Annotated in this window: 20 protein-coding genes and 2 pseudogenes; 13 read left to right on the forward strand and 9 right to left on the reverse strand. The window is 50.0% G+C overall.

All coding sequences use genetic code 11. The features are described from left to right. The first annotated feature begins 368 nt into the window (after window positions 1-368). A complete protein-coding gene (locus tag A9G06_RS22530) occupies window positions 369-497 on the forward strand; it encodes a hypothetical protein (protein ID WP_290439015.1) in 129 nt (42 codons plus the stop codon). On the opposite strand, the pseudogene A9G06_RS21750 reads toward A9G06_RS22530, so the two are convergent. Beyond that, window positions 478-1396: pseudogene (locus A9G06_RS21750) on the reverse strand (IS5 family transposase). The gene A9G06_RS22530 and the pseudogene A9G06_RS21750 overlap by 20 nt on opposite strands. Before the next feature lie 85 nt (window positions 1397-1481). Here A9G06_RS21750 and A9G06_RS20025 point away from each other — a divergent pair. Next, window positions 1482-2300, forward strand: a pseudogene (locus A9G06_RS20025) (IS3 family transposase); the annotation flags it as partial. Window positions 2301-2851: 551 nt separating this feature from the next. Then, window positions 2852-3883 (forward strand): LacI family DNA-binding transcriptional regulator, encoded by a 1032-nt coding sequence (locus A9G06_RS20030; protein WP_069556383.1) that lies wholly within the window; start codon window positions 2852-2854, stop codon window positions 3881-3883. Between the two features lie 158 nt (window positions 3884-4041). Here A9G06_RS20030 and A9G06_RS20035 read toward each other — a convergent pair whose 3' ends face one another. The 3 genes from A9G06_RS20035 to A9G06_RS22450 form a co-directional block, all read right to left on the reverse strand. Beyond that, on the reverse strand, window positions 4042-4446 hold the full coding sequence (locus A9G06_RS20035; protein ID WP_139126314.1) for a GNAT family N-acetyltransferase: 405 nt from the start codon (window positions 4444-4446) through the stop codon (window positions 4042-4044). A 96-nt stretch (window positions 4447-4542) separates the two neighbouring features. Then, on the reverse strand, window positions 4543-6564 hold the full coding sequence (locus A9G06_RS20040; protein ID WP_069556384.1) for an alpha-glucosidase: 2022 nt from the start codon (window positions 6562-6564) through the stop codon (window positions 4543-4545). A 103-nt stretch (window positions 6565-6667) separates the two neighbouring features. Further along, window positions 6668-6871 carry a hypothetical protein gene (locus tag A9G06_RS22450; RefSeq protein WP_171903407.1) on the reverse strand — a complete coding sequence of 68 codons (204 nt, stop codon included), beginning with the start codon at window positions 6869-6871 and terminating at the stop codon, window positions 6668-6670. Here A9G06_RS22450 and A9G06_RS20045 point away from each other — a divergent pair. The 10 genes from A9G06_RS20045 (at window position 6854) to A9G06_RS20090 (ending at window position 18349) form a co-directional block, all read left to right on the forward strand. After that, window positions 6854-8242: a glycoside-pentoside-hexuronide (GPH):cation symporter gene (locus A9G06_RS20045; RefSeq protein WP_069556385.1), complete on the forward strand. Its 1389-nt coding sequence runs from the start codon at window positions 6854-6856 to the stop codon at window positions 8240-8242. The two genes, A9G06_RS22450 and A9G06_RS20045, sit on opposite strands and share 18 nt — an antisense overlap. A 62-nt stretch (window positions 8243-8304) precedes the next feature. Continuing rightward, complete coding sequence (locus A9G06_RS20050) at window positions 8305-9762, forward strand: glycoside-pentoside-hexuronide (GPH):cation symporter (RefSeq protein ID WP_069556386.1); 1458 nt, start codon at window positions 8305-8307, stop codon at window positions 9760-9762. Between the two features lie 64 nt (window positions 9763-9826). Next, window positions 9827-11581: an IlvD/Edd family dehydratase gene (locus tag A9G06_RS20055; RefSeq protein ID WP_069556387.1), complete on the forward strand. Its 1755-nt coding sequence runs from the start codon at window positions 9827-9829 to the stop codon at window positions 11579-11581. Window positions 11582-11592: 11 nt separating this feature from the next. Continuing rightward, window positions 11593-12381: an aldolase/citrate lyase family protein gene (locus A9G06_RS20060; protein ID WP_069556388.1), complete on the forward strand. Its 789-nt coding sequence runs from the start codon at window positions 11593-11595 to the stop codon at window positions 12379-12381. After that, complete coding sequence (locus tag A9G06_RS20065) at window positions 12381-13274, forward strand: aldose 1-epimerase (protein ID WP_083243848.1); 894 nt, start codon at window positions 12381-12383, stop codon at window positions 13272-13274. The genes A9G06_RS20060 and A9G06_RS20065 overlap by 1 nt, the downstream gene beginning before the upstream one ends. Beyond that, window positions 13267-14154, forward strand: coding sequence for an SMP-30/gluconolactonase/LRE family protein (locus A9G06_RS20070; RefSeq protein WP_069556390.1), 888 nt, complete (start codon window positions 13267-13269; stop codon window positions 14152-14154). Before A9G06_RS20065 ends, A9G06_RS20070 begins: the two co-directional genes overlap by 8 nt. After that, the gene (locus A9G06_RS20075) at window positions 14151-15017 is read left to right on the forward strand and encodes an NAD(P)-dependent oxidoreductase (protein ID WP_069556391.1); all 867 of its coding nucleotides are present in this window, start codon (window positions 14151-14153) and stop codon (window positions 15015-15017) included. The genes A9G06_RS20070 and A9G06_RS20075 overlap by 4 nt, the downstream gene beginning before the upstream one ends. A 95-nt stretch (window positions 15018-15112) precedes the next feature. Then, the gene (gene ompL, locus A9G06_RS20080) at window positions 15113-15802 is read left to right on the forward strand and encodes a porin OmpL (RefSeq protein WP_069556392.1); all 690 of its coding nucleotides are present in this window, start codon (window positions 15113-15115) and stop codon (window positions 15800-15802) included. Window positions 15803-15844: 42 nt separating this feature from the next. Then, window positions 15845-16612, forward strand: a complete 768-nt coding sequence (locus tag A9G06_RS20085) for an SDR family NAD(P)-dependent oxidoreductase (protein ID WP_069556393.1) — start codon at window positions 15845-15847, stop codon at window positions 16610-16612. Window positions 16613-17116: 504 nt separating this feature from the next. Continuing rightward, entirely contained in the window at window positions 17117-18349 is a 1233-nt protein-coding gene (locus A9G06_RS20090) for an EAL domain-containing response regulator (RefSeq protein WP_069556394.1), read from the forward strand. A gap of 90 nt (window positions 18350-18439) precedes the next feature. On the opposite strand, the gene A9G06_RS20095 is transcribed toward A9G06_RS20090, so the two are convergent. From A9G06_RS20095 to A9G06_RS20110, 5 genes are all read right to left on the reverse strand, one after another. Continuing rightward, window positions 18440-22075: a transporter substrate-binding domain-containing protein gene (locus A9G06_RS20095; RefSeq protein ID WP_083243849.1), complete on the reverse strand. Its 3636-nt coding sequence runs from the start codon at window positions 22073-22075 to the stop codon at window positions 18440-18442. A 3-nt stretch (window positions 22076-22078) separates the two neighbouring features. Next, on the reverse strand, window positions 22079-22702 hold the full coding sequence (locus A9G06_RS20100; protein ID WP_069556396.1) for a response regulator transcription factor: 624 nt from the start codon (window positions 22700-22702) through the stop codon (window positions 22079-22081). Window positions 22703-23189: 487 nt separating this feature from the next. Continuing rightward, window positions 23190-24059 carry a hypothetical protein gene (locus tag A9G06_RS22180; protein ID WP_139126315.1) on the reverse strand — a complete coding sequence of 290 codons (870 nt, stop codon included), beginning with the start codon at window positions 24057-24059 and terminating at the stop codon, window positions 23190-23192. Window positions 24060-24291: 232 nt separating this feature from the next. Then, a complete protein-coding gene (locus tag A9G06_RS20105) occupies window positions 24292-25368 on the reverse strand; it encodes a hypothetical protein (protein ID WP_069556397.1) in 1077 nt (358 codons plus the stop codon). A gap of 105 nt (window positions 25369-25473) precedes the next feature. Beyond that, window positions 25474-26172: Ig-like domain-containing protein (locus tag A9G06_RS20110; RefSeq protein WP_171903408.1), on the reverse strand; the 699-nt coding region annotated here is incomplete at its 5' end.

Raw genomic sequence — 26172 nt, forward strand, 5'->3', positions numbered from 1 at the left:
ACACCTCACGCTTTCTGGATACAGCTTCCCATGCTCGCTTGAGCCCACCCGATACCTGCGACCAAAGGGTTGGAGAGAAAATATCGGATAACCAGCGGTTATATTCGCTATAAGGCGACAAGGATAAACGGGATTTATAGAGTGAAACAGTTGAAAGCTGATTTTCAAGCTGCGGTTAACTTGAGCTATTAGGTCATATCACTCTTTGCAGGTCATAACGACAGCGATAAAGGGGAATGTGCCCATCCGGGTATTCCATCCCCTCCAACAGCCTGCACGGGATGATATTTCCACCGCGTTAAACGCACGCTGCTTTCATCGCCCATTTTGTGTACCAATTCACATCAGATTAGGATGTGGAGCTAATAATGGCCATTCAAATAAACAAAATAGCCATGAGCCTTACCTTAATGGTCACCGCGGCGCTGTTTCCCAAATCAACCATCAAGCCACAACTGCCCCAGCCCCAAGTGACCGTTACACTCGGGGCTTTCTGACAGGCAGACCCAGGGTATTGAGTTTGTTTATGGCGCTGACATACGCCATCACCTCTCCCACTTGGTCGTTGTAGTTACGTAAACTGACTTTCCCCGCTAACAACTGTTTGGACCGATACATCGCTGTCTCTGCAAGTGAGCGACGGTGATACCCCGATATCTTCTTCCAGTACGCCAGCCCTTTCTTGCGCATCACCAGCACCGCGTCATTTCTTGCGTGTCCTTTTTTTCCATAACCCCGCGCTTTTGCGAGGCGGGATACAGGCTGTTGCCCCTTTGCACAAGATAAGCTGATGACTGGCTTTGCTGTCGTAGGCGCCATCCGCATAAACACGCCCCAGTTTGCGCCGTAGTGGATTGAGCAGAGTCGGCAACACCTCGACATCATGGACATTCTCCAGCGAGATTTCCGCCGCCACGATATCGTGAGTAGCCGGGTCTACTGCCAGATGCAATTTGCGCCAGACTCGCCGTTTCTCGGCGCCGTGTTTTCTGACCTTCCACTCGCCTTCACCAAATACCTTCAGCCCGGTTGAGTCGATAACCAAATCGGTAATACGTCCTTTTGGGGGCTGTCGATAAGCCACCGTCACCGTGCGGGCCCGCTTGCTTACACAACTGTAATCGGGGGCACAAAGCGGTACGTTCATCAACTCGAACAGGGAGTCGAGTAGTCCCTGAGTGGTCCGCAGAGTGAGGTTGAAAATCCCCTTGAGCATCAGGAAGGTGCAGATGGTCTGGTCAGTGTAGAGTTGACTGCGGCCCCGGCACCCATGATGGCCGTGGTGAAACCAGTTACTCATGGCCTCGGCATCAACCCAGAAGGTGAGTGAACCACGGTTAATCAATGATTTGTTGTATTGAGGCCAGTTGGTGATGGGGTGAAGCGACGTGCTCATGATGCAGGCTTGAAGGAGATGGTGGTCAGATCACCAAGTCCTCAGTTAGTTCCATTTAAGCTGCATCGATTTGGGCAACAACGCCGTCTGTTGCGCTTTCGATGTTCCCACTTCCTGTTTTTACGATTATCTGGCCCGCAGGCGGGCGATTAACCGTGAGCGCATGCAGCAGCGCTGTGAGTTGTGCCGTTTGTTCAAAGAAAGCCGGAACTCAGCGGGCAGCCGCTCCTTGATGTCGATGATGCGGGAGTTGGGGTATCAGATTGGTCGATTCAAAGTACGTAACCTGATGAAGGAAGCCGGGCTGGTATCCAAACAGCCGGGCGCTCATCGTTATCAGGTCGCCCAGTCTGAGCGACCGGATATCCCCAATCTGCTGGCCCGCGAATTTGATGTCCAGCAACCCAATCAGGTGTGATGTGGCGATATCACCTACGTCTGGGCCGGTGGTCGCTGGCATTACCTGGCAGCGGTTCTTGACCTGCACACCCGGTGGGTCGTGGGATGGGCGATGTCTGATAAACCTGATGCAGAATTGGCAATAAAAGCACTGGAAATGGCATATCAGCAACGAGGTTGCCCATCTGGCGTGCTGTTTCACTCCGACCAGGGTAGTCAATACGGCAGCCGGGCATTTCGGCAACGACTGTGGCGTTATCGCATGACCCAGAGCATGAGTCGGCGTGGCAACTGCTGGGATAACGCCCCGATGGAACGGTTGTTCAGAAGCCTGAAGTCAGAGTGGCTCCCGGCTATGGGATATATGAGCTTGCGAGAGGCGAAGCGGGATATCAGTTACTGCCTGATGGATTACTACAACTGGCGGCGTCCACATTGCCACTATGACGGGATACCGCCAGCAAAAGCCGAAGAACGGCCTAACCAAGAGTCCGGATTTAGTTGACCACTACAACTATGCCCTAGAGGTGTTTTAGAGTCGCTTCAACATGAGGGGGGATATATGAACAATTGCAAAACCATTTCAACAAAAACAAAATATTTACTACAGGAGTTGGGGATTTCTCGTTCAACTCTGTATAGTTGGATTAAAAGCTATAATTCCCAGCGTCTCATAACACTGGTTTTCATTCTGTTTCTGAGGTCAATGACTGGATATTAAAACGAAAAAAGTCATTGATTGAGCTAGACAAAGGAAAATAGCTCCATTCTATCACCGAATCATTGTAAGAAACGCGTTAAAGTATTTTCATGTAGATTAAAAACAAGGTCAACACTATGACGTACAGAGTTAAAAGCTGATGAAATATGGATCTATTCAACATTAGTCATGAGTCGTGCCTACCATTATGAGCTGCAGTCTCCGCTGTAATTACTGCTTTTGTTTTCACCTTGTTTTTTATACACTTATCAGGAGCTCGCAGAGCTATTAACCTCCTTATCCCATCAGGACAGAGAGAGTTATAGCCCAGTAAAACCGATCAGGAAGCAGAACACGTGTCCTCGAGAAACAAACAAACCGTCAAGCTTGATGATGTCGCGGCCCTGGCCAAAGTGTCCCCCTCGACTGTCTCACTTTATGTACGTCATCCAGACAAGGTAAAAGCCAATACCGGCCATAAAATTCAGCGTGCCATTGATGAACTGGGTTATGTGCACAACAAAATTGCCAGTCAGTTTACTGCCGGGCGAAGCTCGGCAATGGCAATTATCGTTCCTTCCATTTCCAATATTACCTTTAGTACCTTTGTCCAACAGATTGAACATATCGTGAGTGATGCAGGTTTTCAGCTCTATATCGCATCTCATGATCACTCCATGGAAAAAGAGGAGCAGCAGATCCGCTCCATTTTACAATGGTCTCCTGCTGCCATAACCCTCACTGGCGCGAAACACAGTGATACTACGATTCGTATGCTGGAGCACAGTGCGGTGCCTGTGGTTCAAGCATGGCAAATCGGTGAAGCCAGTCCGTTTGTCGCGCAGGTCGGTATCGATCATTTTCAGGTGGGTTACGATGCCGCGTCTTACCTGATACGCTCCGGCTGCCATAAAATTGCCTATTTCACGACCCGTTTTAACGATGACGTTCGTGCGCAGAGCCGCTACAGCGGCTTTTGCCAGGCACTTGAGACAGCGGGTATGGATCCCTTGTTGGTCGAAATCCCTTACAGCGACAATATTTATCCCGCCGCCCGCGAGCTACTCATCAAGACACTGCTCAAAGAGCGCAAACTCGACGGCATTTTTGCATCAAACGATACCATTGGTACGGCATTACTGATGGAGGCGATTGCACGCAATATCCCGGTACCAGAGCAACTCTCTATCATCGGGTTTGGCGATTTTCCAGGCAGCGGCTATTTGGCCCCCGTGACCTTGTCCAGTATCAATATCAATATCCACTCTGTTGCCAGCCAGGCTGCGTCCATGATGTTGCGGATGGCGCGCGAGCCCGATTATAAAGGCGAGATCATTGATGCCGGATTTGACTTGATCCCCAGACAGAGTACCCGGTTTGTTTTGTGACCAAGCCAATACTGTCACACCATAAACCATCACAAAACCATGGCCTTGATAAATAGCCCATGAAGATAAATACCCTCATGTATCTACCAGAACACTATCCGTTGCGTCAGATATTTTTAAACAGGGCACCAGTCACTGCCTGCTCTACAAGGTTTTGGTTAAGTAATATCGTTGATGAAACACGGGCACTTTTCCAACGTCATGACGACTGAATACCCCCGCGCTTGGTAAAAAGGCTTTGCTTGAAAGCTAAAAGTATCGAGCTGTGAAAAACGGCAGCCACGCTCGCGGGCAGCCTGCTCCATCGCAGCCAATAACCGGCCTCCTACACCGCGCCACCGCAGGCTGCTGGCCACCCACAGATACTCGATATAGAGCCAGTTACCGTAGGTATGGCCGCAGCATCCTCCGGCACGACACTGCTGCTCATCCTGATAGAAGATGGCAAGTGGGCGACGTATCTGTTCACCGACAAACTCACGATTGGTTTTGATCAGATTGTCTCGTAAAAAATGGATGTCGTCCTGGCTGGGGTTTTGCACAACGTCAAGAGTGTCAATCATGCAGCTCTGCTCCTCTGGTGAAACATAATGGCCGTGAACATTGTCACGGCCATGGACTACCGGAGTTGTCCCCTCTATGGCGAACGCCGGTGCGATTTACGCCAGCTCCTTTAGCTCGGCAAACAGCGAAGCCCAGAGACTTTTGGCACGATAGAACACCGGCGGCTGGCCAATCGGTGCGGGCAGAGTGACCCGCTGGCCCCCCGTAAAGCTCTTGCCGCTCCAGACATGAGTCCACTGCTCACCTGCAGGCAGGTAAGTTGTCCACTCACGCACATCCCCTTGGTGAACCGGTGCCACCAGCAGCTCTGACCCATAGAGGTATTGATCCTGTATGACGTAGGTCTCGGGATCATGTTCAAAATGCAGCATCATGGCACGTTGAACCGGATACCCTTTCTCGGCTGCTTCATCCACCAGGCTACGCAAGTAAGGAGTCAGGTGGCAATAAACTCGGGTCATCCGGGCAAAATGCGCCAACGTGCTGCCATCCTGGTCAAACTGGAAATTCTCATCAGGGCGGTTACCTTCGTGGGTACGCATGACTGGGGTAAAGGCAGCCATTTCAACCCAGCGGTCAAAAAGCTCCTTGGTTCGACGGTTGCCAAACAGTGAGGTGTAGCCACCGATATCCGAGTGATGATAAGCGTTGCCCAACATACCGGAGGAGAGCGCCCCCGAGATCACCGTGACCAGACCGTCGTGACGGCTGAAATCGACACATTGATCGCCTGCCCACAGTAGCGGGCAGTATTGCTGCACCCCGGTGTAACCGGCTCGCATAAAGAACAGGGCATCACCGGTTTGGCCGTTCATCGCGATCGCTTCAGCGTTGCACTGGGCCCACAGAGTCGGCCAAGCATTGTGCATCAGCTTGGCATCGACACCGTTGTACAAGTAGATGCTATCGGTCGGCAGGTACTCGCCAAAGTCAGCCATCCACCCCTTGATCCCCATATCCAGCATGTTTTTACGCAGCACGGTATCACGGAACCAGGCCATGGCATCTGGATTGGTAAAGTCGATACAGCCGCAATAGAATTCGCCAAAGTCGACCAGCGCAACCTGACCATCCTTGTCCAGCGCCATATAGCCGAGCTCTTTGGCGATCGGAAACAGCTTGCCATCTTCACACAGGTAGGGGTTGACGTAGGCCATGAACTCGATGCCCTGGTCATTGAGCTCCTTGATCCTGGCGGGCAGATTGGGGTAGCGATCCTGATGGTGCTGCCAATCCCAGTCCCAGAACAGGCGCTTGCCAAACGAGGTGACCCGCAAGCCGCACCAGTCTTCACTCCACAGACCCGAGACCTTGATACCATGGTCAAGGGCGTTTTCCAGACGACTGAAGGTATTGACCTCCCCCCCCTTCAGACCAAGGATCGCCCCCTTGTAAACCCACTCCGGCAACCTGGGCTGGCGACCAAACCGGGCGGACAGTTTTTCGATAATGCCCAGATAGCTCTCTGCGGTGCGCAACTCGATGGCCTGCGGGATCGCCCACACTTGCAGCTCATGAAATCCTTCGTGACGAAAATCGAAATCGGCATAAGCGGTGGTGTCGATATGGCAGCTGTATTTGCGAGAGGAGACAAACGTGGGTTGCGGATAGTTGGTGTGGTAGTAATCCCCACCGGCTTTGCCCATCACATCGGCTTTCCATTTGATCTCGCTGTGGGGATGGCGACCAACACCGGGCTCTGACGTCCACAACGGAAAGTGACGACCACGCAAATCGAAATAGGACATCTGCTCGCCACAACCCCAGACATGCTCTTTACGTTCGGCCGGCAATCTGACCCAAAAGCGGTTATATGCCTCGTCCAGTATGGTCGGATAAAGCATCACATCATCGCCATCACACACCACTGCCACCTGTAGCAAAGCAGGGGTAAAGGCATTCGGGGCAAAAATAAACAGGTTGTTGTCAACCTGTTCGATATGAGCCAATGCAACGCGAGACTCGATATAGTCTTCGATGTCAAAGTTGCCGCGATAAATTTCCATTTTTTCCCGGCCCTTGCCTATATAAAACGCCGGGGCATCCGCTTGATGAGAAAATAACAACTGCTGCTGGTGCTGAATCGTTAATGCCTGTGACGAAAATTCGAGTTGCATTGCATAAGCTCCTGTTTAGTCGGGCCATCCCCGCTTGCTCGCCAACACAATAATAGCGCTACGATTTCATTTCAATCGCGTAAAACCCAAACAGCGATCTCGATCACCAATCAATACCCGCCACACGAAAACGTTTAGCTCGCCTACAAACACCATTTGTAAGAGAATCCTTAACCACCAGCGCAATCTCTCGATCTGGATCCCACTTTTCAATAATCACCCTTGCGCCAGCAATCGCATCGCTACGATTATTGATCTGCCGGATGGATTCCACACTATGGAGAATAAAATGGTTGTTCAGGCGCATATCGAAAGCAGACTGCCTTTTAGGGAAAAACTTGCCTATGGCGTCGGCGATTTTGGTTACAACTTTGTATTGAATATCACCACCCTCTATCTGCTTAAATTTCTGACCGATGTAGCAGGTATCAATGCGGCGTGGGCAGGCGTCATCTTTTTGGTGGCGAAAGTGTTCACCGGCTTCACCGACCTGGGCACCGGCATTTTCCTCGACACCCGCAAGAGCTTCGGACCTCGCGGCAAGTTTCGTCCGATGCTGCTCTGGACCATAGTGCCGCTGTTTGTCTGCAACATGTTGCTGTTTTGCAATTTTGAGCTCGACAGCGAGACCAAGACCACCCTGTTCATCGTCTGCTTCATGGCATTTGGCCTGTTTTTTAGCCTGGGCAATGCCAGCTATGGCGCCATGGTGCCCTCTATGACCAAAAATGTTCAGGATCGCGCAGAGCTGGCAGCCTGGCGTCAGGGCGGAGCCAACACAGGCCTGTTGCTGGCCACCGTCGGTTTCATGCCCATCGCCATGTTGTTTGAATCCCAGGAGACCGGCTACATGGTGGCAGCCCTGGCCTACACCTCGGTCGGCTTGGCGGCGGTACTCTTTTGCTACCTCAACGTCAAAGAACACCACACCATCATAGGTAATGACCCTGACCAGATAGTCGAGAAGCCCACCATCAAGGAGGGGCTCAAGGCGGTACTCAAGAACAACCAGTTGCTGGTGCTGGCAGTAGCCAACCTGCTGACCCTCTCCGCATTCAACGTCAAACTCACCGTGCAGGTCTTCTACGCCCAGTACATTCTGGGTGATGTCTCCATGGTCTCTTACATGAGCTTTGTCAGCATGGGGTGCATCTACCTCGGGGTGTTGTCTGTGCCTGCGCTGGTACGCCGCTTCGGCAAAAAACCTGTCTATATGGCCGGATTGTGCCTGTGGATCTCCGGCGACATTGCCAACTACCTGTTCGGTGGCACTGTCATGAGTTACGTGCTGTTCACCTCGCTGGCGTTCTTTGGCACCTCTTTCGTCAACAGCCTTAACTGGGCGTTTGTCTCAGATACCGTTGAGTACGGTGAGTGGAAAACCGGTACCCGTACCGAAGGCTTGGTCTACTGCGGCATGACCTTCTTTAGAAAATGTTCGCAAGCTATCGCAGGGTTCGTCCCCGGGTTCGCTCTGGCACTGGTTGGCTATATGCCCAATGTGGAGCAAACCGATGCCGCCAAAGCCGGGATCACCGGGCTGATTTTCATCTACCCGGCAAGCCTGGCCATCGTAACGGCGCTGGTGATGGCCCTCTTCTACACCCTCAACGAGCAGCGCTATCAAGAGATCATCGCCAGCCTTGGTGCCCGCCGTGTGGCGACCACACAAAGCTGACGCTCATGCAACAGGCAGCGGCGTGCTGGCCACGCTGTTGCTCTCTTCAAGGATGTGATCCCATGACATATCGCAATGTGGCAAGTGACCGTCTGGCATGGCAGGAAAAGATGGCCTATGGGGTGGGTGATCTCGGCTATAACTTCCTGCTCAACTGCACAACTCTCTATTTGCTGATCTTCCTAACCGATGTGGCAGCCATTCCGTCAGCATGGGCCGGAGCAATCTTTCTGGTTTCGAAGTTCTTTACCGCCTGCACCGATCTGGTGACCGGCAGCGTGCTGGATAATCGTTCCGAGCTCGGCCCCAGAGGTAAATTTCGCCCCTTCCTGCTCTGGACCATAGTGCCACTGGCTCTTATCAACACCGCCCTGTTTACCAGCCTTGAGCTTCCTCTCATCACTAAGACAGCGCTGTTTACCCTGCTGTTCATGATGTTTGGTGCCTTTTACAGTTTTGGCAATGCCTCCTATGGCGCCATGGTCCCGGCCCTCACCAAGCGACTCCAGGACCGAGCCGAGCTCGCCGCCTGGCGCCAGGGGGGAGCCAATACCGGATTACTGCTCTGCTCGGTGGGGTTCATGCCGCTGGTATTGCTGTTTGACAAACCACAGGTCGGCTATAGCGTTGCGGTACTGATTTATTCGGTCATGGGGGCTGCAGCAGTACTCTTTTGCTACAGCAGAGTTCGTGAACGCCATGTGCTGCCATCGGTTGTCAACGAATCGGGGTTTTCGGCAGTACAAACCAACGCACGGGCCGTGCTGGCAAACCGTCCGCTGGGCATCCTGGCGCTGGCCAATCTGCTGACGCTGGCAGCGTTCAACACCAAGCTGATTGTTCAGGTTTTTTACGCCCAATATGTGATTGGCAACGTATCGATGATCGCCTACATGAGCTTCATCAGCATAGGGTGTATCTACCTGGGGGTATTGCTGGTTCCCTTTGCCGTGCACCGTTTTGGCAAACTGCCTGTCTATCTGGCCGGTATTGGCGTGTGGATATGCGGTGACCTGCTCAACTACCTCTACAGCGAGAGCGCTCTCGATTACATCCTCTTCACCTCCCTGGCCCTGTGGGGATCCGCTTTCGTCAACAGTCTCAACTGGGCGTTCATCTCTGACACCGTCGAGTATGGGGAATGGAAAACCGGCATCCGCACCGAGGGGCTGGTCTACTGCAGTCTGACCTTCTGCCGCAAATGCTCGGCCGCGCTTGCGGGCCTCATTCCCGGGCTGGTGCTGGCATGGTCAGGCTATGTTCCCAACGCGATGCAAAGCTCCGAGACCCAAAGCAGCATCGCCAATCTGATGTTTCTTTACCCGATCTGCGCCCTGATTTGCGCTGCTGCCTTGATGTTGCTGTTCTACCCGCTCACTGATGCCCGCTATCAACAGATCGTCCGGGAGCTGGCACAACGCCATGCCCTTGCTTCTCCCCGGAGACCCCATCACCGAATAAATGAGCAATCTACTCCATCATCTGACAGCCATCCTCTTCGCGCGGGTCAGAATGGGTGAATTTAACATGCTGTTTTTATTGAATTAATCCTTAACCAAATCAGACAAAGAGAGCGGTATTCCTATGTCATTCAACAGTGAAAACCTGGCCAAGCTCGATATCTCGGCGCTGCGTAGCCAACGCTGGTATGCCCCCGACACCATCCGTGCCTTCGCTCACCGTCAGCGCAGTCAGCAAAGTGGTTTGAACCGCGACGAATTCATGGGCAAGCCCGTGATCGGGATCATCAATACCTGGAGTGAAATGAGCCCCTGCCACAGCCACCTGCGTGAGCGCGCCGAGGCCGTCAAGCGAGCCGTCTGGGCCGCGGGAGGCTACCCCGTTGAATTGCCCGCGCTGTCGGTCGGGGAAGTATTGGTCAAGCCGACCACCATGCTCTATCGCAACTTTCTGGCGATGGAGGCAGAAGAGCTGCTGCGCCAGCATCCGATCGATGGGGCCGTGCTGCTCGGCGGTTGCGACAAATCCACGCCAGCCCTGCTGATGGGCGCCATTTCGATGGACTTGCCGGTGATCTTCTGCCCCGCAGGCCCCATGTCGAGCGGCAAATGGCGCGGTCATGTCACCGGTGCCGGTACCCATACCAAGAAGTTCTGGGATCAATTGCGCTTGGGGGCCATTACCCAGCATGACTGGATCGAGCTGGAGGGGGCGATGACTCGCTCCATCGGCACCTGCAATACCATGGGCACGGCATCCACCATGACCTCCATCGCCGATGCCATGGGCTTTATGTTGCCGGGGGCCAGCTCCATCCCCGCCGCTGACTCGCGACACGTCCAGATGGCAGCCCAATGCGGCCAAATCATCGTCGACATTGTGTGGCATGATCACAAACCTTCCCGCTGGCTGACCCGAGCCAACTTCCTCAATGGCGTAGTGGCCTACATGGCGCTCGGCGGATCCACCAATGCCGCGATCCACATGATTGCGATGGCCAACCGGGCAGGCATCAACCTCACTTTGGAAGACATGGAGTCGGTGGCCCGGGAAGTCCCTGTGCTGGCCAATCTGTTTCCCTCTGGTGATCAGTTGATGGAGGAGTTCTTCTTCGCCGGTGGTCTGATGGCCCAGCTGAAAAAGGTGGAGTCATTCCTTCACCTCGATGCGATCGGGGTCACCAATCGTCCCGTTGCACAGTGGATTGCCAACGCGACCTGTTATGACGACAACGTGCTCCGCTCGCTAGATAACCCTGTGGTACCGCTCTCCCGTGGATGTGCATTGACAGTATTGCGCGGCAATCTGTGCCCCAACGGGGCTGTGATGAAATCATCTGCCGCCAAACCCGAACTGCGCCACCACAAGGGCCCCGCCATCGTCTTTGACAGCCATCAAGAGCTCTCGGATCGCATCGATGACCCAGCCCTGGAGGTAACCAGGGAGTCAGTGATTATCCTGCGCAATGCCGGCCCGGTCGGCGCGCCGGGCATGCCGGAGTGGGGCAACCTGCCAATCCCGAAAAAGCTGCTGCAACAAGGCGTCACTGACATGGTGCGGATCAGCGATGCCCGCATGTCCGGTACTCACTATGGCACCTGCATCCTGCACGTTGCCCCTGAAGCGGCCATTGGTGGCCCACTGGCACTGGTACGTACCGGTGACCTCATCGAGCTCGATATCGCCAATGGCCGCCTCAACATGCTGGTCAGTGATGAAGAGCTGGCCGAGCGCCGCCACACGCTCAAACCGGTACACAAAGTTTATGAACGCTCTTATGCCGCACTCTATCAACAACATGTGACCCAGGCCGATCAGGGCTGTGACTTCGATTTCCTCCAGGCTGGCAGCAAAGTGCCCGAGCCCCCGATTTTCTAAAGGAGCAAACAATGAATCCGTTCAAACTTGCGATTACTCAAGGTCCACGCCCACTGGGCACCTGGATGATGACTGGCAGCGATACGGTGGCGGAAGCCATGGCGACTGTCGGTTTCGATTTTTTGGTGCTGGACCAGGAACATGTACCGGTCGATAGCCTGGATGCGATCCGCATCGATCGCGCCATTCGTGCCAGCAATCCGGCCACCACACCACTCTACCGCCTGGCCTGGAACGACACTGTGTTGATCAAACGGGCGCTTGATGGCGGTGCAACGTCGCTGATGGTGCCGTTTGTCAACAGTGCAGCAGAAGCCCGCAAAGCGGTAGAGGCGGCCTACTACCCTCCCCTAGGCAAACGCGGCTTTGCCGCGGTGCATCGTGCGTCCGGTTACGGTGCCGACCCCGAATTCGTGCGCAAAGCCCGGGAAGAGCTCTGCCTGATCCTGCAAATTGAGACCCCTGACGCCATTGATGCCATGGAAGAGATGGCCATTGAAGGAGTGACCGGCTTCTTTATCGGCCCCGGCGATATGAGCGCAGCCATGGGCCATATTGGCAATCCCTCTCACCCCGAGGTGCAAGCCAAGATCCGCGAAGGGCTGGAGAAGTGCCAGCGATTGGGATTGCCTTGCGGGATCGTCGGTGGCAACCCCGAGCTGGTGAACAAATATCAAGAGATGGGTTTTAGCTTCGTGGCGCTCGGCTCCGACATGAGTTACCTGCTGGCTCGCGCCCGTGAACAGCTCGCCGCGATCCGGGGGGAACGTCTGAGCATATCCGGTGGCGAGGTTTACTGATGAAGAGGCTTCACCGCCAAAGCGGCCCGCTTGATCTGGAGCTCATCCCCGAGCTCGGTGGTGCTATCGGCAAACTGACCTGGCATGGCAGGGAGATCTTGTGCTCTCTGCCCGATGGTCAGAACGTCACGGTCAACCAGGGGGGGTGTTTTCCCCTGGTACCTTACTCCAACCGTATCGCTCATGGGCGGTTTCACTTCGCCGGATGTGATTACGCCCTGCTGCGTAACTTTGGCGATCATCCCCACTCAATTCATGGCAACGGCTGGCAGCAGCCATGGCAAGAAGGGGATGCAGATGATGACTCTGTCGTGCTGACCCTGCACCATGATGCACAGGGAGCATCCGCGGCGCAATGGCCCTGGCCTTATCGGGCAACTCAGCGCTTCACCCTGCAAGAGAATGCGCTGCATATCATACTCACTTACCACAATCTGGCCGATCACGCGGTCCCGGCCGGGCTGGGCTTTCACCCCTATTTTCCCCGTGCGGCGCACGCCGAGATCCAGTTCGACGCAGGCGGTGTGGTACTCAACGACCACAAGTACCTGCCCACTGGTCTCGCGCCACTACCGACCCAATGGAACTATCGCACTTGGCGCAAACCTGAACCCGCCAGTGTCGATAACTGCTTCCATCACTGGAGTGGCTGTGCACGGGTGCGCTGGCCAGATGAGAAGCTGATGGTGACCCTGAGCTCACCCGATGCGCCTCACGCCATCCTGTTTCTGCCGCCCGCCGATCGTGACTTCATCGCCATCGAGCCGGTTTCTCATATCAATGATGCCATCAACAACGGTGGCTTTGGTGACCCTGCGCTGGCCATGGCCACTGTGCCAGCCAATGGGCAGTTGCAGATCGCCATGCTGCTTGAGGTTTCTCACTATGCCTAATCCTGCTCTGCTACTGGCCGACTACCGCGGCCATCTGCCCGAGTGCCCGACCTGGAGCACTGATGAACAGGCGCTCTACTGGACCGATATTCTCGAGCGTTGCCTGCACCGCTATCACCCCGAAAGCGGCGTCATGACGACAATCCCCTTCCCCGAAGAAGTGGGTTGTTTTGCCCTGCGCGAACAGGGTGGCTTTATCGCAGCGATGCGCACCGGGATCTATCTGTACGATCAGCACGGCCAGATCGAGCGAAAAGTCGCCGATAACCCCAATAACCCAGCGCTGGCCCGTTTTAATGATGGCGGTACCGATCAGGCGGGTCGTTTCTATGCAGGCACTTACTGGAGCCCACGAGATTACAACGGCGCCCTGCTATGCCGGGTTGATGCCGAGCTGCAGATGTCGGTGATCCAGTGCGACATTCTGGGAGCCAATGGCTTGGCATTCAGCCCGGACATGCGCTGGATGTACACCACTGATACCCCCAACCGCCGCCTTTATCGCACTCCGCTGGCCCGCGACGGTTCACTCGGTCAACGGCAACTGCTGCGCGAGTTTGCAGCCCGCGCCGGCGAAGGGCGCCCGGATGGGGCTGCAATCGATGTCGAAGGATGCTACTGGAGCGCCCTGTTTGATGGCCATCGTATCGCCCGCTTCTCTGCAGAGGGGGTATTGCTGGCCGAATATCCCTTGCCGGTACGTTGCCCCACCATGGTCTGTTTTGGTGGTGAGGACATGAAGACCCTCTTCATCACCACCACTCGCGAAAATATGGACGCCGCCGAACTGGCAGCACGTCCGCTCTCAGGTGCGCTGTTCAGCATGCGTGTTGACATCGCCGGTCTTGCTAAACCCACATTTAAGGAAAACAACGGATGAAAACTATCGGCTTTATCGGTCTTGGTCTGATGGGCGAAGCGATGTCAAAGAACATCGTCAAAAAATTTGATGGCAATGTGTTGGTATTCGATATCAATCAGGAGGCTGTCGCCCGTGTGGTCGATGCAGGCGCCATCGCCTCCCCTTCCATTGCCAGGTTGGCAGCCGATGCGGATGTGATCATCTCCATGGTACCGCGCTCCGAACACGTCAAAGCGGTCTATACCGAACTGCTGCCACACCTTGGCCCCGGCAAGATCACCATCGACATGTCCACCATTGACCCGGCCGTGTCAATCGCCTTATCCCGCCAGGTAGCAGAAACCGGTGCCGTGATGCTCGATGCGCCCGTGGTCAAATCGGTCCCTGCCGCCGTGGCTGCCGAGCTCGGGATCTACATAGGTGGCGACCTGTCCGCCTATAAAAAGGTCAAGCCGTTGCTGGCCATGATGGGCAGCAACCAGATCCACCTGGGGGGCAACGGCCGTGGTTTGATCATGAAGGTGCTGCACAACACCTTGGTCGCCCAAATTCAGAACAGTGTCAACGAAATGCTGGCCACCGCCGATCATTTCGGCATCGATAAAGAGAGCTTCAACACCGCCGTCTCTTACGGTGGCGGCAGCAATTTCTATCTGACCAGCAAGATAGGAGCCCTGATCGCCGAGAACTACAACACTGTCTTCTCGCTGGAGAACATGGCCAAAGATATCGGCATTATGAAGAACCTCATGGGCGAAGAGGCGCTGACCCTGCCCGGAGTCGAATTGGTGAATAACATTTACCAGCAAGGCCTGAATAACGGCTTGGGCCGTGAGGATTTCTGTGCCACTTATAAGTTGGTAAAGCAAAACATTCAATAACTGGCTGATAAAAACCATCGCATGAGGTAATTAATTTACCTCATGCCAATCGCTGCACGATTTAATATCAACTTACCATTGGCGAGTCAATCACTATGCGTATCCACCCCAAAATATGCTTAATCCCTCTTATATGCTGCAACACAGCTTTCGCGGGCGGTTATTTTGAAAGCCGTGAGGCATTTAACTTTGCTACCGACCAACATGAGTTATTGTTGCGACTCGGCTATAACTGGGAGTCTGGTGCCGGGATTATGGCCAGCAATGCGTATAACACCGAGAAACTAGACAAGCTAAAGCACAGTTATAACGAAATTGAGGGATGGTATCCGCTATTAAATTTAACCACTAAACTCTCGGTCAATGCAGGTGGTTTGGTTAACTCCTCTAGCTCTGGCTCTGGTGGTTCTGCGTATCTGGATGGAAAGTACAACTTTACCGATAACTTTTCCGTTATTGCACGATACCGTTACAATCATCAAAATTATCTAACTACGGATCTTGATGGTTATGGCGATAATAACGACACCAATGAATATGCACTGTATATTTTCAATAAAATAACGCCAGCCTTGACCCATACTTTTGAATCGCACTATTTTTCTCGTGTTAACAATTTCAATAGTGCTAATGGGAAAGATCATCACTGGGAGCTAACCAGTCAAACCCGTTACCGCATCAATCCACAATGGATGCCTTATCTTGAATTACAGTGGTACGATAGAAATATTGCCTATGATGCAGAAGCATACCGGATCCGCATTGGTGTTAAATACTTTTTCTAATGTTGCCAGATGAATTCAATCTATGACTCACGGAGAGCAGTTATGAACTATTCCCAGCAAGTACAATATCACTCTATTGCCGGCAAGGTCGCCGTTATCACAGGTGGCGCCAGTGGCATTGGCGAAGAGTTGGTGCGCGCCTTTGTCAGCCAGGGTGCCAAAGTCGTCTTCCTCGATTTTGATAAATCAGCAGGCGAAGCACTCGCGCATGAGCTTGACTGCCTGTTTCTGTTTTGCGATGTCACCGACCTGACTCTGCTCAAAGCGTGTTTTACGACCGTTGAACAACAGCTGGGCAGTGTCGATATCCTGATCAACAACGCGGGCAGCGATGATCACCACAAAATAGAGGATCTGACCGAGGAGTATTTCGAAAACCGCATCAATATCAATCTGCGTCACCAGTTGTTTGCGATCCAAGCCGTGCTGCCAGGCATGGAGCAAAAAGGGAGCGGCAGTATCATCAATATGGGATCCATCAACTGGATGAGGGGTCGCCCCGGGAGAGTCTGCTACTCCCTGTCAAAAGCCGCTATCCATGGTTTTACCCGTACCCTGGCGCAGGAGTTGGGCGCAAGAGGCATTCGGGTTAACAGCTTGGTACCAGGCGCAATCCGTACGCCCAAACAGGATGCGATGTGGGCGCAACTCGACCCTGCCGCGGTGAACCAGTTTGTCGAACTGCAAGCACTCAAATTCCGTCTCGATGGCTCACATTGTGCTCGCATGGCCCTCTTCCTCGGTTCTGACGAGTCCAATGGCTGTACTGGCCAGGATTTCATTGTTGATGCAGGTCTGACCCTTAATTAGGATCAGAGTAACAATTTAACTGCAAGTAGATAATCTATCTGTGAATTTTTAGAGAATGCCTAACCTAAGATAATCGAGCTTATATTAATAAACAAAAATGAATAAACAAGTCATCCCTCCAATAACAAAAAAGCCCCTCCTTGGAGGGGCAAGCAGATTGGTAGTCACACTTTTTTTTGTAATCAGCATATATTGAAAAGAATATACAAATCAAAAATCTAACATGGTAAAAATAAATCATCACTGAAAAGTAATGATCATCTTCTCATGCAGTTAAGGTCAACGCTGTAACACATATCCTACGACTTGTTGTCACTATCCCAATGACCGCCCTTCAGTAGATCGCCAGAGATTGCCTGTCAGAATATTTACGTGTCCCCTCAAACACACTTCTTCATATAAGCTGCTAAAATAGATGTCAAAGCTAAGTCATTCATACAAAGCAGCTTGATAAAGCTCCACCCGACACCACCAATGTATTATTTCAAGAGGAAAAATAGCAATATGGAGGCACATGCACATATCGGGAACAATAGAGACAAGGTTCTCCTGATTGTAGAAGACTACGCACTTCACCGTACCATACTGGTCAGTATGCTTAGCAACATGGGTTTCCAACATATTTTAGAGGCAGAGGACGGGTTTGATGCGCTGGAGGTTTGTGAACAAAACTGCGTTGACATTCTGTTCTGTGATCTAAGGCTCCCAGGAATGGATGGCATGGCGCTACTACGAAGACTATCCTCTACAGGATTTAAAGGAGGAATCATTCTTTCTAGTGTGCTAGAGAACGATGTAGTCGATGCTGTATTGCGAATGGGAGCAGAATTTGGGCTGCAAATATTAGGTAAAGTTGATAAACCGACCAACCCTTCTCAGCTAGAAGCATTAATCGGCCGTTGGTCACCAGTACCAACCGTTTTATCAGATAAAAAACAAGAACCACGAATTACCAATATTGACCTGGAATATGCGATTCAGCATGGGCAGTTAGAACCTTGGTTTCAACCTAAAGTACATTTTTCCTCTGGAGAATGGTCTGGCGTCGAAGTCCTCGCTCGATGGCCTCATCCAACACATGGAATGATATCACCGGACGTCTTCATTCCGTTAGCAGAAAAACATGGCCTGATGCACTCACTGACCGAGATGATTATTCGTGAGGCTCTCTCACATTATCATGAATGTGCTAAAACCAAGCCATCTTTAAACATATCACTAAATTTATCAGCCAGTTCACTTGTTGATAAAAGTTTGAGCAATTTTTTGCTGCTACACTGTGGCCTGAACCAAATAAATCCCGAGCAAGTCATCTTAGAAATTACAGAAAGTGCATTTACTGAAGATATCGGCCAAGCACTCGAGATATTAACGAGATTGAGAATGCATGGCTTCGGCATTTCGATTGATGATTTTGGGACTGGATACTCATCGCTACAACAACTTGCATTACTTCCCTTCACCGAACTAAAGCTCGATCGTAGCTTTGTCGACCACTGCCACAGCATGACATCTCACATGACTATTGTAGAATCAAGCATCAAACTGGCGAATAATCTTGGGTTAAAAACAGTGGCTGAAGGCGTTGAAGATAAAGAGACTTGGCAACTGCTGGACAAACTGGGTTGCCACACATGCCAAGGCTTTATTTCGGGTAAAGCAATGCCATATCATGAGCTAGCCACTTGGCATGAGGGTTGGAAAAACAAAGCTAAAGATATCATTTCAGAAAACTGATTTAGCCCAATATACTTATAGTCCCGGAATTTTAAAAAAGATATATAAATTCCGGGACTCCACCTATATTTAAAGAGTTATAACTATTCTCTAAACTTTATTTATGCCCCTCATTTTCTCCCAGAAATCAACACCTTCCTTGACTTCACAATATATATCTTCCAACTGGCGGAGTGCGCTAGGCATACACCAACTCAAACGAGGCGATCGCTCCCACTCGGTACAGCATTCAACCAAGCGCTCTGCACCAATGATCCTGGCTCCACCTTTAATTCTGTGCAAGTGATCAAGGAAGCGACGACTATCCTCATCATTACTGGCTAATGAGAGCATGTTAATATCATCATTCGTTGCTTTGATGAATTCGTGTATCAAAGGAAGCATAAGCTCAGTGTTGTTACCGGCCAAGCTACCAAGAACCTTATCGATCCTAGCAGCAACATCTGCGGCTGACGTTTGCTTATCAACCATTGGACGGCGATCATGAGCCGCAAGGCAATCTCTGATTTCATCGAGGCTAACTGGTTTGAATAAACAATCATCCATCCCTACTTCAATGGCATGCTGGAGCTGCTCTTGCCTTGCATCCGCCGTCAAACCGATGATAACAGTACGTTCACGCCGCTCGTCATGCTCTTGTTGACGATAACGCGCAGTAAAGTCCAACCCATTTATATCCGGCATATTGAAATCAGTAATAATAAAATCGAAGCGTTGATCAGCTAGTTGCAACAAAGCATCACGACCTGACTTTGCCGTTTTGACTTCATGTCCCAAAAAAGCTAGTTGTTGACTGACGAGCAATCGATTAGTCGGGTGATCATCGATAATCAAAATTTTACTGGCGCGAGTAACATTCAGCTGAGTTTCACTGAACGCTGGTAATACACTCACCTCAATCGATCCTGGATCAACGACAGGTACGCGAAGATATACAGTTACCGTTGTCCCTACTCCCTTTTCACTCACCAGGTCGAGAGATCCACCCATCATTTCACACAATGTTCGACAGATAAGCAAACCTAAACCGGTACCAGAGCGATACTCATCTTTAGAGTGTTCCGCTTGACTGAATGGTTGAAATAGACGTGCTTGATCCTCCAAGCTGATCCCTATACCAGTATCGACAATCTTTATTTTAACTAAACAATCGTCTCCTTCAGTTAACAAAGTTAGACTTAGATCTACACCGCCTTCTTTAGTAAACTTAATCGCATTACTGATTAAATTTGATATTATCTGTTTATAGCGCATAGAGTCGATCAAAACGGACTCATCGGATTCTATCTCACAGGTAAGAAATAATCCTTTCTCTCTAGCATTAGCTGAGAAAACATTAAGTACTGAGCGGCTAAGATCAGCTATGCTGTGAGGTGAAGGCGCTAGTTCAAGCTTGCCAGACTCGATTTTTGATATATCAAGAATATCCCCAATCAACCCAAGCAATTCTGTGGCGGAGTTAAGCGCTATTTCAATCGATTCATACGCTTGCTTGCTGATACCCCCTTTCCGAAGAGTCAATTCTAGCAAACCAATAATTGCATTCATTGGGGTACGAATCTCATGGCTCATAGTCGCCAAAAACGTGGTTTTTGCTCTATTTGCGTAATCAGCACGTTGTGACTCGGTTGCCAATTTTTCCATCAAACGATGACGTTCACTGATATCAAGCCAGCCTCCAATCAGTCCGCCAATCTCACCAGATAAATCGTGATATATATGTAACCAATAATAGACATGGAATGAACGACCATCAGCTAACTCAAGCAGATGATCGCCTTCGTAGCTTGTTCCATTTTCATTCAACTTTCTATAAATATCACGAAGCTCTATTTGAGATTTCTTTGAAATTGGTAACTCTTCTATATTTGCACCAAGCATCTGTGCTTTCTCAGCACCAATAAAAGTACAATAACTTTTATTGCAGAGAATAAAGTTGTTATATTTATCGCGAGCAAATATTGGATGTGGAATACTATCAACAAGATCATCCATAAACTTAAGCTGCTGATTTAATTCTAGCTGAGCTTTTATACGTGCCAAATTTTGTTGACGTAAAATAAATGCCCAAGATAAAATTATTAGCAATGTTAATGTTACTATTAATATTTCCAGCCAAAACTGATGAAAAACATCATCAATAGTTAATGTCTCTTGTTTGGCACTCACCCGCCAACGGCTGGATAACACGTCCAATTCAGCTGGAGGAATTGACGCTAAAACTTTATCCAGGACTCTAATTAAGACCTCATTATCACCACGTGCAGTAAATGCACCAGATATCGGTTGTGAGTCATACAACTCACCAGCGACAACCAATGTATCAATATGGTTAGTATTAATAAAGTAATTTGCTGGACGTAGTGGTACAATAGCAGCATTGCACAATCTACTTTCTACACATGCAAGTGCACTATCATACCGTTCAAAATAGGTAATACGTAAGTTTTCGCTCTTATATTCATCAACGACCTTTTCCGCTATTGTATTTTTCACCAGAGCTAACGGTCCATCATGCAAGACTGTTGCGGCATCTAAATAGTGATCGCGATTTTCCTTACGAACAACATAAACAAGCGGATCTAGTACAATAGCTCTACTAAATAATAATTTTTGATAATATTTTCTATCGGGACTCGAAATGGTAATATCAGCACCACCAGACTCTATCGCATCCAACTGTTGGCGCAAATCATCCATCACAACAATATTGACATCTACGCCAAGTCTCATTCTAACGGCTTGAATCAGATCTGATAATATACCACGATAATATCCATCCTTATCAATAAACCCCATCGGTGGGATCCGGTCATTTACCGCAAATGTTATCGATTTCTTTTTCTTAAGATAAGACAGCTCTGCTGCAGTTAAATTAAGATCGCCATCGATTAAAGACATTCCTCCTCCAGACCAGCGCTCATAGATCGAATTAATCACGGTTGAGGGAATATCATCAATTGCCTTATTAATAAGTCGTTGCAGCTGCTTGTTTTCAGGTGCAAGTGCAAATGAAAATCCGAATGAATTAAATTGGACAAAATGACCAAACTCAACACTCTCAAGATAAAATTTATTTGTTAAATAGTTCCCTGATAACTGGTCAACTAATACAGCATCATTTCTTTGGTACGCAACACTTGCCAGTGCACTATAACGGCCAGAGTATTTTGTTATTATTTTATCACTAAATATAGAATTGAAAAACTCATCTGGCAGATAATCCTGTGGCACAGCGATCGACTTGACATCTTTGACCTTGATTCCCTGCCGTATATACAATGTAGGCTTGTCATATATGTATGGCTTGGTCAATAAATATCCCTGAAACTCTTCATATGCATTAGCTGAACCAATAATGTCGACTTCACCATGGCGAATGGCTTTTAACGCTGCCGAACGGTTCTCATACCGTTTGGCAATAATTGGGATACCGAGCTTCGAAGAGAGCAAGCCAATCACATCAGCTGTCACCCCCTCATATTCGTTAGCAACTTGTGAGATATCCAGGGGAGGGTTGTCTGGCTCCGGCACAGCCACAATCAAATGATTTTTACCACGCAACCATTCTTTTTCGCCACTACTGAATATAGAGGTTGAATAATCATTATGTAGTGCCAGCTCGCGTGAAAAAATAGGCATGCTGGTTACAGTATCGTCACCACTTTCTGCATTTACCGTCACTGTCAGAAAGAGTAAAACACATAATATAAATAGTTTATTCATAACTTATACCAGATTGTTACGCTTGGCAAAGTTTAGCAGGTCGACGATATTGTTAAGCTGCAACTTGGTCATCAGCCTTGTCTTATAGGTACTAATGGTTTTTTCACTTAATACCAAGTCGTTAGCAATTTTTTTATTATTATCACCTCTTGCCAGCGCCATCAGTACACTCATCTCACGCATTGAGAGCGTCTTCAACACCTCTTTACTATCGATATCTGACATGTTAGCGGCATCAAAACGAAGAGCGTGATCAAATAGTACATAGCCAGCCAGAACTTGCTCGACTACGGATGATAGCTTGGTCAAATCGTCAAGTTTGGAGACAAAGGCAGAGACGCCCAACTGAATACAGCGGGTTTTAACATGATCGCTGTCATGAGCACTTAACACTATTATTCTTGGTGGCATAGCCAACTCATTGCAGCGCTTGATGACATCAAAACCATCAATACGAGGAATATTAATATCCAGCACCAGGATATCGGGTGACTCTTGTCGGATCTGAGCCAAGGCATCAATGCCATTGTCGAACTCGCCACAGATTTGGTGCCCTTTATTTTTTAACAAGATACCTACTGCCATCCTGATAGCTGGATGATCATCTACGACCATGATACTTGCCATATAATTCCTTTTTACATATTAAATAATGGTTTAATATTCATCTATAAATATAGAACATTGCAAGTCTATACACAAGATAGCCGCTGGAACGTTCTGTATAGTGAATTCGAGCAACGGTTACATGATGAGTATCATTTATGATTTATAAATGAGTATAGCAACTTTAAAAAACGGATTAATGTGTGTACCCTAGCCGGCAACCGTCGTCATGCCAGTCTCGACAATCTGACATTAATCCGACTCACCACGTAATATTTATTGATATTGAGGAAATAAATCGATTTATGAAATATCAACACGGGTACTAAGCTGTTATAGATATTTTCGTTAAGCAAGGTATTTCTATCTTTTTTAAAGAGCAGAAAAACTAAAAACAGGTTTATGATAACTTAACCCCAATGACAAATAAATTGGCCCCAGCGATGCTGAGGCCTTCTGTCATCAAGATTATAAATCAAACCGACATAAACTATAGAACTATATCTTATCATACCGGAGCAAGTGCAAAGCGAATCCCTGTATATCCTTGCCAGGTGCTAGTCTGGCTAGCACAAGCGGCGATTGCGACGACCCTTCCCCCATTCGCATACCTACCAGTGGCGGAAAATGAGCCAGGGATCCGCCTTTGATTAATTTTATATGCATCAGAACCAGGACTGTTAGCAATAAGGGTACTGGTGTTATCCATATATGTAATCTGCATATATTCCAAGTAATAATTTGTGGCACTAATTGCCGAGTTTTGTGCATGCCAAATATTAAAACTTCGGATGGGTTTACTCAAGGTTACATTTGTGTTGTTGTACAAATCGTTGGTGTTAGTCGCACTACCTACAATAGTGCCATTTAAATAGATTCTACCAACAAAGACATCGGCACGGGTATTCATTCTATCAGAATAAACAAAATTATTGCTGTTACAGGTGCCAAACGTGAATATGTCGGCATCCACTTTATATCCGGGTGACCACTCTGACCAGTTACTTGTTCTGGTGGCATTAGGGAAGCCAGTTGCAGCCAATGCACCGACCCTGACAAATATCTCCTGGCCGGGAATAATGTTATAGGTGGCATTGGTCGAGGTCACGTTGGTGTCTGACTTTGTTGGGCTCCATTGATAAGACCAGCGGTTGAATGCATCACCATCGATATCGCGATAAGCAGAGTTGGTGACACTAGCAACACCATTGGTAGCAGATATGGTGACATTGGTTGGCGCATCTGGCTGGCGACCATGGACAGGCAGAGTAGCATTACTGCCCTGGGCGTTGACTACGTTACTCAACGCAACATAGAGGATCGTTGGCACCCAAAGGTACGGTAGCCAGGATCGGGATACTTTTTCTATGTAGTTCATATTTTTGCTCTCAATGATGCCTCAGTACCTACCGTCGGCATACATTATTAACTAGATGTTGGTATATACACCAAACAATGAATTCTTGAAAAATATAGTACAAAAAAAGGAACGAGCAAGCTGGTGACGTAAGGCAGCTTTAATATTTGCCACATTATTCATGGGAAAATACCTGACACCCTGCTATTCACTGACTCACTCGTCCCTTTTCTACCTATTGACTATTTAGGTTTTATTTAGGGCCTTTACCATTTGCATCAACCCGGAACTCGAAGCCCTGGTCAGCACCCGTCACGGTATAGGTCGGGTTGGTTGCACCAGCCACATCCACCCAAGTACCGGAATTGACGGTGTCACGACGCTGCCATTGGTAGGTGGCATCAGTGCGGTCAAGTTTCTCACCCAAACCATCATCCATGGTCACGGCGGAGTGGAGTACATCGCCAACAATCGGGTTACCGGTGATCTCTGTACCTGTGGCATCCACGACCTTGACTGCGGTTGCATTTTCAGCAGCATCAGTGATGGTGATAGTGATAGTGATGGTATCTTCTGCACCCGTTGCCGGATCCTTCACTGTTACCTCAACCACATAAGTGCCATTGCCATCGCTATCTACAGGATCTTCGAAGTTTTGCGGCTTGAGGGTCAGCACACCATTGTCATCGATGGTGAACTGGCCACTATCAGCCCCAGCGATGCTCCATTCCAAATCGCCACCGGTGTTGTTGTTCGTGACAGAGGATCCGATATCGACTTTGATCTCCTGGTTCTCGGCGCCAGTACCGTTGCCATCCGCATCAATGCCGATAATCGGGCCTTCACCACCGATTTCCAGATCACCAGCAGCGATGGTGATTTCATTGGAGAGGCTATCCGCTGAGTAGCGGGTTGCCACCGGGAAGCTTCGCGCATCGGCAACGGCACGCAATTTGAGAGTCAATTTTTTACCCGCATCAGCTGCTGTCGGAGTGTATGACGGAATAGCATCAATACTACCGGCGAGCTGTTCTGTTCCCACATCAGTACCATCCAGCTGCCACACATAATACCAGTCGGCCAGTGCATCACCATCCGCATCCGCGGTACCCGGTACTGCAGGCAATGTTACCGGAACCCCTACAACCCCCAGACCTACAATCTCAGGTGTGGCCACCACGGTAATCTGACGGCCATGGATAGGACCCGCGCTATTGGTGGATACCAATGCAGCTGCACCATGGCTCAACAGTGCAGCCAACAGGCCAGCAGCCAAGGTTGTACGACGAATTGCAGGGCGCTTGTGGCCAGACTTGTTGATATGCTTCATTTAAAATTTCCTGTTTGTTACTTCTTTATCTAGGTAGCCCATCATCAGATGGGCTACCCGTTGCTACTAACAAGATGGTTTGCGAGTTACCATATCGCTTCGCCATCACTTTGCGATGACATGGACACGGAAGGTGTAACCCTGATCCGCACCTGTCGTGGTGTAGCGATCCTGGGTGCCGATATCGCTCCAGTTCACGCCATCATTGGTTCGCTGCCACTGATAAGTCAGACGGCTGCCGTCTGTCAGTTGCATATCCGCTCGGCCCGTTTGCCCTACTGATTCACCTTCCAGACGCACATTCGCATAGAGGGTGGTACCTACGGGTGCATTGACAGGCACATCGCCTCCCGTCTGATCCGTTACCCGTACGCCATCAGTGGCAATCTGACCCGCAGCAAAATTCACATCCGCTTGTTGGCTGTTTCCGAGCAAGGACGCAGTCACGGTCACAACATCAATCACGTTATGTACCACCTCAATGTGCGCAATACCGTTGGCATCAGTAACACTGGTTGCGCCAGACAAGGTGCCAGCACTGGTGGTCCACGATACAGTGACGCCCGCTTTGGGATTGCCTGCAGCATCTACTACCGCCACCTGCAACTCGTTACTGTCAACGCCATTAGGTACCGCGTTATTGCGTACAACGGTCAGGCTGTTATCACTCAACTTCATACCACCGTTAAGCGGATCGTTCGGGTCAAGCGGGTTGGAGCCGTTGTCCACTTCGGTCTTGTCGTCAATGCCGTCACCGTCGGTGTCTTTGTTATCCGGATCGGTACCAAGCTGGTTCTCCTGCCC

The organism is Aeromonas sp. DNP9, from assembly GCF_001728955.1.
Lineage (GTDB): Bacteria > Pseudomonadota > Gammaproteobacteria > Enterobacterales > Aeromonadaceae > Aeromonas > Aeromonas veronii.